Origin of the sequence: Comamonas testosteroni TK102, assembly GCF_000739375.1 — a bacterium.
GTDB classification, from domain to species: Bacteria; Pseudomonadota; Gammaproteobacteria; order Burkholderiales; family Burkholderiaceae_C; genus Comamonas; species Comamonas brasiliensis.
Window position 1 is genome coordinate 5,332,907 of sequence record NZ_CP006704.1, and the last position, 11,873, is coordinate 5,344,779.

Below are 11,873 nucleotides of genomic sequence, written 5' to 3' on the forward strand. Positions count from 1 at the left end.
AGAAAAATCTCTTAAAAAACAAGAATGGCTTCAAAAATAACTTAATTAATCCACAACCCGACAATGAATGTCAATCCAGAAAACCCATCAATTTTGCCAACTTTGGGAACCTTGTTCTAAAAACTCCTTTTACAGCATAGTGAGAGAAATAATAAGCAGACTTCAATAACCCTAGTTTCTCAATTTTTCGATACAAATTCCAATTCTCAGCAGCCATCTTCATCTTCTTTGAAGAACTTTGTAAAGAGTAAACTCTATATTTCGCCAAAACTTCTTGAGATCCAAACGCATAATCGATCTTTTTGAGTATTGACAGCCAGGTAGCGAAATCTTCTCTACGCGTGTTGAGCGGCATATAAACTTTCCCGAGCTTATCTACATCATACATAGCCGTCAGGCATCCTATAACGCAAGTTTTCAAAAGCTGAGAATATTCAACTTTAGCTGGGACAGAAACCACTCCAAACACATCTCCATGCTCATTTATTTTCTCGTATGCGCAAAAAATCAATGAGGCTTTCATCTCCCGCATAAATTCTATTTGTCGCTCTATCTTTTGAGGATACCAGATATCGTCACTATCGAGAAAAGCTATAAAACGCCCCTTGGCCAATCTAATTCCACTATTTCTTGCCTCCGCAACTCCACAGTTATTTTGCATCCGAACATATTTAACTCTATCATCAAATCGAATATATTCTTCAACAATTGACTGAGTTCCGTCTGATGAACAGTCATCCACCACAATTAGCTCAATCTCTTTGTAGGTTTGGGACAAGACTGAGTCTATAGCCTCATTGATATAACTTTCAGAATTAAATGCAGGTGTAATAACCGATACCAACGGTCTAGAAATATTATCAAAGGACATTTTGATATTTCATCAAATTTTCATACGCAAAAGGAAATGATAGTATTCCTTAATACCTCTATCGATTGGAATAAATTCCGGCTCAGAAAAAATAGACGTATATCGTCCTATATTCAATATATTTTTTCTTACAAGATTAGTAGCTTCTTTATGAACAATATTTGGCTTAAAGCTATCATTCAGAGCAACACAGATGTCGACGATCTGATTGGTGCTACACCCTCGTCCTGACCCAATGTTATAGATATGATGAGGCAATTCTTCTGCCAAAAATAAATTCAAAAACATCAGGCATAAGTCATCAATATAAATATAGTCTCTAACCTCATCCCCACTTCCCCAAATTTCTATTTTTTTTCCGGAAATTATATTTCCGAGAATTATAGAAATAAGCCCTTGGTTTCCGTATATATTCTGATAAGGCCCGTATGGATTTGATGGCCTTAAAATTAAGGTCTTCTTATTATTCTTAGCCGACAAGTCCAGTATGAATTCTTCCAGAATAACCTTAGACGTTCCATATGCGCATATTGGAATCAATGCATCTTCCTCACTGTGAGCAAGACTACCTTGACCATAAACCCTGCCACCTGATGAGAAAAAAACCAATCTATTCACATATTGATATATTATCTCAATAGATTTTTTATTTATCTCCAGCAAATCATCAATATTCACACCACCTGCATTAACAGGTATATTATTGACCAAGTAGACAAATTCAAGAACTGAATGTTCCTTGAGAGCATCCCTCAAAGTATCCAAATCCCCGAGAGATCCATTTACATATACCAACCGCTCATGCTCAAGTTCTGGATCACTTCGATCAAATATAACAACTTTGAAGTTTAAATTCAAAAGCGTTTTCGCTATATTCTTTCCAATAAATCCAGCACCACCAAATAACATGACCGTTTTCAAGATGAACCTCCTTGAATAATATTCTGATAGGTATCTTCTGACTCTCCAATCAGAGTTTTCCAATCATGTTTATTGAGGACATAGGCTCTCGCATTCTCCCCTTTCTTCAAAATTTGAGCATGCGATTCTTTTATTATCTTTTCAAACCCATCTGCAATCTTTTCAGCCTTAAAATCCACCAACCAGCCAACATCAAAATTAGCTACTATCTCTGAAATATTAGTTCCAGGAGTTACCAAGCATGGAAGTCTCTGGTGCATGGCTTCCAATAGTGCCATGGGAAAACCTTCATATCTTGACGTTAGGACGAAAACATCACTTTCCTTAAAGGCTGCGATTTTTTCTTCACCATAGCAAGGACCGTAGAATCTCAAGGAAGGGCTCCCTATCCCTTTCAAGGATTGCTCTAGTCTCCGCTCATCTTCCAAGCTTCCTTTTCCATAGAATCTAAATTCATACTGATCTGAAAAGCCCCTTGCATGCAGAATCTTCAGTGCCTCAAGCAATACGTCAATGCCCTTATGGTTAAAATCAATTCTTGAAAGATAGATAAATCTCTTCTTCTTTTCATACTGATTAACATCACGCACTGGATCTTCGTAAGGGAAATCTATTCCATTAGCTTCTATAAATTTCTTAACTCCATAAAACTTCGAGTTAACTTCTTCATCCTTATTTGTATAAATTATTCCATTAGAGTGATTTATAAATCTATCAAAAAATAAAAAATTAGCTACAGTCTTCTTCAGCCACGATTTTTCTTGGGCAATTCGCATAAAGCTCGAATGCGGCTTTATGCAATAGGGAATTTTATTCTTTTTAAGCAAAGAAGCTATTGCCAAGAAGTCCCAAAAGTACACACCGTGAAAAATAACCAAATCAAATGATCGATAAAAGTCAGGTTTCAGATTTACATCATCAAAGAAATAATACTTGAAATCAAAATCTATATTCTGCTTTTTCAATAACAAAAGGCTTGAATCAATTTTTTCAGAATACTTATTCTGCATCTGAATCATTTCAGGAATAAGTCTACCAATACCATTTCCCAGTTCAATATCATTGCCAACAATATTTAAAATATTCACTGCTGTCTCCTCAATCTATTTTTAAATACTCTTGCAAATGAAATAAGAGCTACGGAAAAAACACCCAGAACACAAAATGCCACTATAGACTTAAAATACAAGAAAAAAGAAAAATCATTATTCAGCTGCAGCGTCATTATCAACACAAAATAAATCGACAAAGATAATCCACCAATAAATTTAGAAAAAACATTCCGAAGAAATGCGAATGCCATGACATTTCCTGCAACGATCAATGGCATTATAAAAATGGCGGATAATCCAAAAATACTCCACGCATGCGCTAGAACATAGGTATTTGAATTAACCCATGCCTCTCCAGCATCAGGGAAAAATATACCAATAACTTCAGCTGCGGGATCCATCACGGAACGATCGCCAAACAAGAATGCCATTGGCATCCCGTAAAGTAGTCTAGAAAAGTCCGGAACCAGAGATTCATAGATCATATATGAACCCTCCATTTGGCCAATAAATAGCCTCGAGGCGATTGCATTTAATATTTCATCAAGTGGCAAATCGCCTAACAAATAGAAAGAAAGGAATAACGAAATTATTATCAATACAGAAGCAAGGAAAATTCTCCACGTATTCATACCGTAGAAATATATTCTTAGAAGCATCAGCATCAATACCAGGAAGCCAAATTTATATTTTTGAAGATCGTATAGAGAATAAAATGCAATCAGCACCAAATATGCCAGAAACAACCATCGCTCCACCTTTTTCTGGCTTCTGGCCAAAAATAGATACACCAGAGCGACATATGGAAAATAAACAAATAAATAACCAATTACGAATCCACCTGCCCCGACATCTCCTCGAAGGATTCTCGCCTTTTGCAGAGCTGCCAACTCCCCATCGCCTCTTAATGCCGTCAATAAGGGAATATCACCTACAGAGGCAACCTTTATGAAAATAACCAAAAGCGCAAGAAGAAAAACCACATAAGCAATCTGCTTATTTGCTAGTGCTTTTGAGAAGTCAACATCCAGATCAACGAATAGAGTTACCACCCATAAAGAAAAAAATAGTATAGCCAGAGATCCTAGCGTATACCACAAGGTAAAAATCCTCGTACTCGCAGAAATAGAATCATGAACTCCGTAGCTCATTGGATACTCAAACAAAGAAACCAGAATTATTCCTGGAATAATTTGTACAAGTACAGTGATGATTATGGTAAAACCCAGCACAGATGGCCGAGTTGATAAAATTCGAACACGCCGATTGAGAAGAAGCAGTGAAAATAGAAATACAACAGAAGTCAGAAAGAATTCAAACATATTCTTTTCTCAAAAATCTTGATAGATATGTATAAATTCTATGGGGTCTAAAAATAAACAATACACCCCTGAAAATTTTATATGGCGTTTCTCTTTTATTTCTAAAAAATTTTATTCCAATGAACTTCTCTTTATACAGAATGAAATCATCCCATTTTTTAAGAAAATCGCGCGTCGAAAGATCAGGCCAAATACAAGTTCTCTGAAACGAATATAGTGATGAAATATAAGAAATACTGCCAATTCGATCTGATTGCTGGGATAAGCTATCGCCAGCTCTATAGTAAACAGTAGGCTCTTTATATGCGTAAAGTTTTTCGCCATTTTTCGTCAACTTATACCAAAGTGGATAGTCTTCGAGCATGGGAAAGCGTTCATCCGCATATCCGACATCTCTCAAAGACTCTCTCTTAATAAAAGATGTAGGTGCATAAATATGACAGCCATCTTTCAGAATTTCATTCTGATTCTTCGCGTTTCTCGCAAAGAAGTCCGCATCGAATGGCAACTCAACACTGTTCTCAATTGATCCAGAGAACTTGAGCATCCCGGAAAACACAATTTTTGCGTCAGGATTAGCTTTGATAAAAGCTATATTCCTTGATAAACAATCCTCCTTCAGCAAATCATCGGCAGCAATTACCTTAAACCAATCACCAGTTGCTTTCTTTGCCGCTCTATTAAAATTTGCTGATACACCATGATTCATTGAGCTCTCAATAACAATGAATTCAGAGAATAAATCCTTGTGCGCTTTAGCCCATTTCAGAACAATATCCAATGTCCCATCGGTCGAGTGATCATCGGAAATAATGAGCTCAACCTTCTCAAGCGGAAAATTCTGCGCAGCAATGCTATTGAGTGTCTCTTCAATTGTCTTTTCAGAATTAAATGCGATGACAGCAACGGTTATTGATGGGATCATTGCGCAGCATCTTTCCTTAATTCAGCAAACACCAATTTATACATGACCAGCAGGTAAACCCCGTAATTTGCCGCATGAGCCATTGCAGCACCTTTTAATCCAAAATACTCCACAAAAAGATAGACAAGAACATAGAAAAAAATAGAAAACATAATTTCTGTACATATATAGATTCTCACCATTGCTTTACTCAGCATCAAGTAGGAAATTATCCATGAACAGATCTTCAAAGCATCGCCGAACATTTGCCACGCGAAAAGCTCACTCATTGGCAAAAAATTCTTCGTGAACAAGAAAAGAATTATAAATTCTCTTAGAAGATAAATAACAAATCCTGAAATTGCAGCCAGCGGGACAATCAGCTTAAACCCATAAAGAATTTCATTTCTTATTCGGGAGGTCGATGACAGCTCAGAAAGTTTTGGAAGATAATAAACACTCAACGTAGTCGTTACTAGCAACAAGTACGCGCCACTCAATCGCCACATTGCCTCCCAGAATCCAGCAGCATCGGCGCCTAAAGACTTTCCCAAATAATCTCTTATAAATATATGACTAAGTGGAACGCATACGGCAGAGACCAAGGCCATTGCGGTGAACTTCGACAAATTTATAGCGATTCCCTTGTCGACCCGCCCCAATACATAGCTAATGTGAAACCATTTTCTTTTACATATAATGAAAAAAGTCACAAAAAAAGAAAATGACTGGTACACAGCCAACGATACCAATGCACCATAAATGCCAAACCTATTTACCAGAATCCCAGTAATAACCAGTGAAAAGATGCTTCCGGAAATATTAGCCACGACATAATGAAAAATTTCCTTTTTTCCATTAATAATAGCCATGAACAGAGAGTTGAAAACAAAAAAAACCAATGTCAAAGAAAAATAGATAAAAACACTGTAGAAACTCTTGTCTTTTAAAAACCACTCAGCCAAGAATTTACTGAAAGATATTATCAATATGGAGCTAACCAGGGTGCCTACAATAGATATTGTTCCGGCAGTTCTCCAGAGCGAAATCTGCTTATCTTGATCTTGAAAATATTCCGCTGTGTATTTCGTAACTCCGGTATTAACTGCCCCGCTGGCAAATGTGGTAATCATCTGCACCGCATTTTGGAATTGTCCTAATGCCGCATAGCCTGAAGGGCCAACGTAAACCGCAAGTATTTTATTGATGCCCAACATTGTGAGCATCTTTATTACCACCGCAATGGCATTGAGCAAACTTGTTTTGATCAGTGTCATGTGGGGGTAAAGTCATTTACCGCAGCAACCACTCGCAGTGCCTCCAACTGGCTGAGCGTTGGCCCCATAGGCAAGCTGATTACTTCTTGGTGCAAGCCTTCCGTCAACGGATAGCTTCGTGCATTCCACTCTTGATAAGCCTGCTGCTGATGTGGCGGGATCGGATAGTGAACCAGCGTTTGAATGCCTTGTTCCGCCAGATATTTTTGTAGAGCATCGCGTTGGCTCGTGCGGACGACGAACAAATGCCATACATGCTGCTCGTCGCTTGTAAGCTGCGGCAATTGGACAGCAGGATTACGGATATTTTCAAGATAAACACGCGCAATCATTCGCCGATTTTGCGTTTCCAGCTCCAAATGCTGCAGCTTGATACGCAGCATGGCTGCCTGGATTTCGTCCAAGCGGCTGTTTACCCCCTTGAACAGGTTCTTGTACTTCTCATGGCTTCCATAGTTGCGCAGGGCTCGCAGTGTTTGCGCAAGATCGGCATCATGAGTGGTGATGGCACCAGCATCACCCAGGGCACCCAGGTTTTTTCCGGGATAAAAGCTAAAGCCTGCGGCATCACCCCAGCTACCGGCCTTTTTTCCTCCAATGGCTGCCCCATGAGCCTGAGCTGCATCCTCCAAAACCAATAGACCATACTCGTGTGCCAGAGTCATGATGGCGGGCATATCAGCCAACTGGCCATACAGATGCACGGGCAAGATTACACGGGTCTTGTTTGTAATTGCAGCCCTCGCATTGACAGGGCAGAGGTTGAAGCTGGCAGCGTTGGGCTCTACCAGAACCGGGGTCAAGCCATTGGCACTGATGGCGAGAATACTGGCGATATAGGTATTGGCAGGCACAATAACTTCGTCACCGGGCTGCAAGCGCCCCATTTCCAACCAGGCACGCAAGGTGAGGATTAGTGCATCCAGGCCATTGGCCACCCCAATGCAATGCCCGCTGCCACAATACGCGGAGAACTCCTGTTCAAACTGGCTGAGTTCTTTGCCACCAATGTACCAGCCGGAGTCAATGACACGGGTACAGGCAGCAATCAACTCAGCACGGTATTGTGCATTAATAGCTTGAAGGTCAAGAAAGGGGGTCATTTCAGATAACGAATAATTTTTGCAGGATTACCAGCCACAACAGTATTGGCTGGAACATCTTTGGTGACGACAGCACCAGCACCAACCATGGAATTTTCACCAATCGTAATACCAGGAAGGATTGTTGCATTGGCACCAATGCTGCATCCTCTTTTCAGAGTGATCCCCGAAAATCTTTCTGGATACTGTTTTGAACGTGGCATTGGATCATTGGTTAGCGTCGCGTTTGGACCTAGAAACACATTGTCCTCAATGCGGGTCCCATCCCAAATATAAACACCAGATTTAACTGTCACATTGTTGCCAATGATCACATCAGACTCAACCAGAGTATGAGCGCAGATATTACAGCCCTCACCCAGTTGTGCATTTTCAAAAATGACAGAATATTGCCATATACGAGTGTTTTTACCAATCGCTGTGGATTTTACATCTGACAGAGGATGAATCGAGACGGTCATTTTCTGGCAAACCTTATGAAATCTTCATAATTCCGAATGTAATCCGCCTCGTCATAATGCTCGCTCGCCAAAACCAGCAATACGCAGTCAGGGCTAAAGTCGTGCATCTCTCGCCAAATCATATTGCCGATCAGCAGACCTGTGGTGGGCGAATCCAGCCACACTTCTTCGCGCTCTTTGCCATCGTCCAACACCATGCGACAGCGGCCTGTCACGCAAACAGCCACTTGTTGCAGCTTTTTGTGAGCGTGAAAGCCACGAGAAACACCCGACTTGGTACCAAACAGGTAATACACACGCTGGATGGCAAAAGGGACGGTTTTTTTGCCCTCTAACGCAACCAAAGAGCCCCGATCGTCGCCCAGCGGGGGGAAATGAGTCCAGTGAATGAGTGACATGCAGTGGGCCTAGTTAAAAAACGATGATTCAAAGCCATGCCTGATTCGCACTAGACAGACATACTTTTTTCTAGCGTCATGACAGTGACAAATAGGCTTTGCGAAAAGAGTTGCCGTTCACTGATGCACAGAGGACCCACTTTCTGCCTGCAAAATCAGAAAGATTGCCCACTGCGCAAGAGCTGTTCTGTATCTTGCTTACATTGCCAATCGCGAAAGATCCGCAACCCGGTTCACCGTCTCATGTAAGGCGGCCAGCAAACCCAGTCGATTGGCCTTGAGGGCTGGATCTTCCGCATTGACCATGACTTGTTCGAAGAACGCATCGACCGAAGCACGCAATGCTGCCAGGGTTTGCAGGCTGGCGGTGTAATCACCTGCTGCAAACTGTTGCTGAGCTTTCGGTGCCACCTGCTGCAGCACCGCATACAGGTCTTTTTCGGCCTGTTCCAGCAGCAGCGCGTCGTTCACCTGGGGCTGAACGTCAGCTTCGGCCTTCTTCAGAATGTTACCCACGCGCTTGTTGGCCGCCGCCAGGGCTGGAGCTTCTGGCAGGGTCGCAAAGGCACGCACGGCTTCCAGGCGCTTTTGCACGTCGGACAGGCGCTGGGGCTGCAGGGCCAGCACGGCTTCCACTTCCTGGGCGCTATAGCCTTGTTCGCGGAACATATTGGCGAGGCGGTCGTAGATGAATTCGACCAGTTGGGGCGTAGCGTCCTGGATCTTGTCGCCGAAAGCGGGCAAGGTGCTGACCAGCAGGGTTTCCAGATCCAGCTCCAGATCCTTTTCGACCAGCATGCGGATCACGCCCAGCGCATGACGGCGCAGGGCGAAAGGATCGCGGTCGCCGGTGGGCAGGTTGCCGATGCCGAACATGCCGACCAGGGTTTCGAGCTTGTCGGCCAGGGCCACGATCACGCCAACATCGCCGCGCGGCAGTTCGTCGCCGGCAAAGCGGGGCTTGTAGTGGTCTTCGATGGCGTCGGCCACGGCCACATCCAGGCCGTCGTTCTGGGCGTAGTAGCGGCCCATGATGCCTTGCAGCTCGGGGAACTCGCCCACCATGTCGGTGACCAGATCGGTCTTGGCCAGCATGGCTGCCTGATCGGCCAGACGGCTCAGCTCGGAGTTACCCAGTTGCTGGGCAATGCTCTTGGCGATAGCGCGTACGCGGGCGATGCGTTCGCCCTGCGTGCCCAGCTTGTTGTGGTAGACCACCTTGTCCAGTTGCTCGACGCGGCTGGCCAGGGTCTTTTTGCGGTCCTGGTCGAAGAAGAACTTGGCGTCGGCCAGACGCGGGCGCACCACACGCTCGTTGCCGCCGACCACGGCCGAAGCGTCCTGGGGCTGGATGTTGCTGACGATCAGGAACTGGTGAGTCAGCTTGCCGTTGGCGTCCAGCAGCGGGAAGTACTTCTGATTGGCCTTCATGGTCAGGATCAGGCATTCCTGGGGCACGGCCAGGAATTCCTTCTCGAATTCGCAGACCAGCACGTTGGGGCGCTCGACCAGGGCCGTCACCTCGTCCAGCAGGGCCGGGTCGTCGATGGGGATCACGCCGCCGCCAATGCGCTCGGCAGCTGCCTGCAGTTGGCGGGCAATATCGGCACGACGCTCGGTGAAGCTGGCGATCACGGCACCCTCTTCGCGCAGTTGCTCGGCATAGCTGTCGGCGTTCTGGATGACCACGGGGTCCACAGCGGCTTCAAAGCGGTGACCATGGGTGGCGGCACCGGCCGTCAGGCCCAGGGCCTTCACGCCGATCAGCACCTGGGTGCCATGCAGCACGACCAGACCGTGGGCCGGACGCACAAAGTGCACGCTGGTCCAGCCGTCCTGCAACTGGTAGCGCATGACCTTGGGGATGGGCAGCTTGGCCAGCGCTTCGTCCAGAGCCTTTTGCACGCCATCGGTCAGCAGCACGCCCTTGGCCGTGGATTCGTAGAACAGGGCTTCGGCCTTGCCTTCGCCCTGGCGCTTCAGAGCGGCCACAGCGGATTCGTCGGCACCCAGGGCCGCCAGCTTTTTCAGCAGTGCAGCCGTGGGCTTGCCCTCGGCATCCAGCGCCACGGAGACTGGCATCAGCTTTTGCGAGACCGCCTTGTCTTCGGCCTGGGGCAGCACTTCGGTGATGTGCACGGCCAGGCGGCGGGGAGAGGCGTAGGCCGTCAGGCGCGACTCGGTCGATGCCAGCAGTCCCTGGGCCTTGAGCTGCTCGAAGATGACGGCAGCAAAAGCGTCACCCAGCTTTTGCAGCGCCTTGGGAGGCAGCTCTTCGACAAACAGTTCAACCAGTAGATTCGATGCGTTCATGATGATTCTGATAGCAGTCAGCGCTTGTCAGATCAAGGCTGGCTGCTGAAATTTTGGAATATGGGACGGTGGTAGCGTGAAAGCGGCTCAGGCAGGTTCAGGCGGCTTTCTTGGCTGCCTGCTCTGCGGCCTTGGCCAGTTCTGCCAGCACCTCGTCGGCATGGGCCTTGGAAGCCATGGGGAAGCCCAGACGTGCACGGCTGTCCAGATAGCTCTTGCCCACGGCACGGGCCAGGTTGCGGATGCGGCCGATATAGGCAGCGCGCTCAGTCACCGAGATGGCGCCACGGGCGTCCAGCAGGTTGAAGGTATGGGCGGCCTTGAGCACCTGCTCATAGGCGGGCAGCGCCAGCTGGGCGTCGATCAGCTGATTGGCCGTGCCTTCATGGGCCGCAAAGGCGCTGAACAGGAACTCGGCATTCGAATGCTCGAAGTTGTAGGTGGACTGCTCCACTTCGTTCTGGTGGAACACGTCGCCATAGGACAGGCCGTCGGTATAGACCAGGTCGTACACCGATTCCTTGCCCTGCAGATACATGGCCAGGCGTTCCAGGCCGTAAGTGATCTCGCCCGTGGCGGGCTTGCAGTCGATGCCGGCGACCTGCTGGAAGTAGGTGAACTGGGTCACCTCCATGCCGTTGAGCCAGACTTCCCAGCCCAGACCCCAGGCGCCCAGCGTGGGGTTCTCCCAGTCGTCCTCGACAAAGCGGATGTCGTTTTTCTTCAGATCGAAGCCCAGGGCTTCGAGCGAGCCCAGGTAGAGCTCGAGAATATTGTCGGGTGCGGGCTTGAGCACCACCTGGAACTGGTAGTAGTGCTGCAGGCGGTTGGGGTTCTCGCCGTAGCGACCGTCCTTGGGACGACGGCTGGGCTGCACATAGGCGGCCTTCCAGGGCTCGGGGCCGATGGCGCGCAGAAAGGTCGCGGTGTGCGAAGTGCCGGCGCCGACTTCCATGTCATAGGGCTGGAGCAATGCACAGCCCTGTTCGGCCCAGTAGGACTGCAGTTTCAGAATGATTTGTTGGAAGGTCAGCATGACTTGTATACGTTCGCGCGTCTGCAATCACTGGCGATTGCGGGCGGCATCTTCATTAAGAGGTGTTCTGGGCGGTATCGACCGCATAAGCGGTAGATTCTAAGTCTGTGCCACTGATCACGGACGTAGTCTGTCTGCGCGGCCCCACAGCAGGCACTTTCACGAAAGGGCTCCAGCCGGTGATTTCAAACTGTGGAAATCAAAACGCTAGCACT

General features: G+C 46.4%; 11 protein-coding genes. All 11 read right to left on the reverse strand.

Translation table 11 applies throughout. The annotated features are described in order from the left end of the window. Positions 1 to 70 precede the first annotated feature (70 nt). Entirely contained in the window at positions 71 to 871 is an 801-nt protein-coding gene (locus tag O987_RS24155) for a glycosyltransferase family 2 protein (RefSeq protein ID WP_043375258.1), read from the reverse strand. A 12-nt stretch (positions 872 to 883) separates the two neighbouring features. After that, positions 884 to 1,792 (reverse strand): NAD-dependent epimerase/dehydratase family protein, encoded by a 909-nt coding sequence (locus O987_RS28515; protein WP_144244970.1) that lies wholly within the window; start codon positions 1,790 to 1,792, stop codon positions 884 to 886. After that, a complete protein-coding gene (locus tag O987_RS24160; RefSeq protein ID WP_144244971.1) occupies positions 1,789 to 2,880 on the reverse strand; it encodes a glycosyltransferase in 1,092 nt (363 codons plus the stop codon). Before O987_RS24160 ends, O987_RS28515 begins: the two co-directional genes overlap by 4 nt. After that, positions 2,877 to 4,166 carry a hypothetical protein gene (locus O987_RS24165; RefSeq protein WP_144244972.1) on the reverse strand — a complete coding sequence of 430 codons (1,290 nt, stop codon included), beginning with the start codon at positions 4,164 to 4,166 and terminating at the stop codon, positions 2,877 to 2,879. Before O987_RS24165 ends, O987_RS24160 begins: the two co-directional genes overlap by 4 nt. Further along, complete coding sequence (locus O987_RS24170; protein ID WP_051962254.1) at positions 4,159 to 5,091, reverse strand: glycosyltransferase family 2 protein; 933 nt, start codon at positions 5,089 to 5,091, stop codon at positions 4,159 to 4,161. Before O987_RS24170 ends, O987_RS24165 begins: the two co-directional genes overlap by 8 nt. Next, positions 5,088 to 6,347 carry an O-antigen translocase gene (locus O987_RS24175; protein WP_043375265.1) on the reverse strand — a complete coding sequence of 420 codons (1,260 nt, stop codon included), beginning with the start codon at positions 6,345 to 6,347 and terminating at the stop codon, positions 5,088 to 5,090. Before O987_RS24175 ends, O987_RS24170 begins: the two co-directional genes overlap by 4 nt. Continuing rightward, positions 6,344 to 7,450 carry a DegT/DnrJ/EryC1/StrS family aminotransferase gene (locus O987_RS24180; protein ID WP_043375267.1) on the reverse strand — a complete coding sequence of 369 codons (1,107 nt, stop codon included), beginning with the start codon at positions 7,448 to 7,450 and terminating at the stop codon, positions 6,344 to 6,346. Before O987_RS24180 ends, O987_RS24175 begins: the two co-directional genes overlap by 4 nt. Next, positions 7,447 to 7,911 (reverse strand): acyltransferase, encoded by a 465-nt coding sequence (locus tag O987_RS28520; RefSeq protein WP_080731601.1) that lies wholly within the window; start codon positions 7,909 to 7,911, stop codon positions 7,447 to 7,449. Before O987_RS28520 ends, O987_RS24180 begins: the two co-directional genes overlap by 4 nt. Further along, positions 7,908 to 8,309 (reverse strand): sugar 3,4-ketoisomerase, encoded by a 402-nt coding sequence (locus tag O987_RS24185; protein ID WP_043375270.1) that lies wholly within the window; start codon positions 8,307 to 8,309, stop codon positions 7,908 to 7,910. The genes O987_RS28520 and O987_RS24185 overlap by 4 nt, the downstream gene beginning before the upstream one ends. A 198-nt stretch (positions 8,310 to 8,507) precedes the next feature. Continuing rightward, positions 8,508 to 10,622, reverse strand: a complete 2,115-nt coding sequence (gene glyS / locus O987_RS24190; RefSeq protein WP_043375271.1) for a glycine--tRNA ligase subunit beta — start codon at positions 10,620 to 10,622, stop codon at positions 8,508 to 8,510. Between the two features lie 97 nt (positions 10,623 to 10,719). Continuing rightward, positions 10,720 to 11,658: a glycine--tRNA ligase subunit alpha gene (gene glyQ, locus O987_RS24195; protein WP_003051022.1), complete on the reverse strand. Its 939-nt coding sequence runs from the start codon at positions 11,656 to 11,658 to the stop codon at positions 10,720 to 10,722. Positions 11,659 to 11,873: the final 215 nt, after the last annotated feature.

What these genes read in the sequence shown, in the direction of transcription:
- O987_RS24175 (WP_043375265.1), bottom strand. Translation starts at nt 6,347, where the DNA reads ATGACACTGATCAAAACAAGTTTGCTCAATGCCATTGCGGTGGTAATA.
- O987_RS24180 (WP_043375267.1), bottom strand. Translation starts at nt 7,450, where the DNA reads ATGACCCCCTTTCTTGACCTTCAAGCTATTAATGCACAATACCGTGCT.
- O987_RS24165 (WP_144244972.1), bottom strand. Translation starts at nt 4,166, where the DNA reads ATGTTTGAATTCTTTCTGACTTCTGTTGTATTTCTATTTTCACTGCTT.
- O987_RS24170 (WP_051962254.1), bottom strand. Translation starts at nt 5,091, where the DNA reads ATGATCCCATCAATAACCGTTGCTGTCATCGCATTTAATTCTGAAAAG.
- O987_RS24185 (WP_043375270.1), bottom strand. Translation starts at nt 8,309, where the DNA reads ATGTCACTCATTCACTGGACTCATTTCCCCCCGCTGGGCGACGATCGG.
- O987_RS28520 (WP_080731601.1), bottom strand. Translation starts at nt 7,911, where the DNA reads ATGACCGTCTCGATTCATCCTCTGTCAGATGTAAAATCCACAGCGATT.
- O987_RS24155 (WP_043375258.1), bottom strand. Translation starts at nt 871, where the DNA reads ATGTCCTTTGATAATATTTCTAGACCGTTGGTATCGGTTATTACACCT.
- glyS (WP_043375271.1), bottom strand. Translation starts at nt 10,622, where the DNA reads ATGAACGCATCGAATCTACTGGTTGAACTGTTTGTCGAAGAGCTGCCT.
- glyQ (WP_003051022.1), bottom strand. Translation starts at nt 11,658, where the DNA reads ATGCTGACCTTCCAACAAATCATTCTGAAACTGCAGTCCTACTGGGCC.